Genomic DNA, 394 nt, shown 5'->3' on the forward strand with positions numbered 1-394 from the left:
CTCCCCCAGATCAATTTCGCCAGCGACGATGCCCGCGACGATATTCTTGCCGTTCCGGGCCGTAACATCGATCTTTTCAGCGTCGATGAGAACGGCGCGACGCTTTTCGGACGGAAGGGCATCATCGAGCCGCTCTCCGAGACCAATCTGCCCGCGCTCGAGGACTATGCGCCGGAATGGCGCAAATCCTGCGCCGGTTACGGCCTTCCCTACTTCTGGGGCACGGTCGGCATCCTCTATCGCTCCGATATGGTCACGCCGCCACCGACGTCCTGGCGGGACATGATGCGTCCTGCGCCGGCGCTGCGCAAACACATCTCAATGTTCGCCGCCCACAGCGAGATTTTCGTTCCTCCGCTGCTGCTGCTCGACGCCTTCGTCAATGCCGACGACA

At 61.9% G+C, this 394-nt stretch carries 1 protein-coding gene; it reads left to right on the forward strand.

The annotated features are described in order from the left end of the window. Positions 1-394: ABC transporter substrate-binding protein (locus BJP35_RS06755; RefSeq protein WP_143349617.1), on the forward strand; the 394-nt coding region annotated here is incomplete at both ends.

This window comes from Enterobacter sp. J49, assembly GCF_002148625.1.
GTDB classification, from domain to species: Bacteria; Pseudomonadota; Gammaproteobacteria; order Enterobacterales; family Enterobacteriaceae; genus Enterobacter; species Enterobacter ludwigii.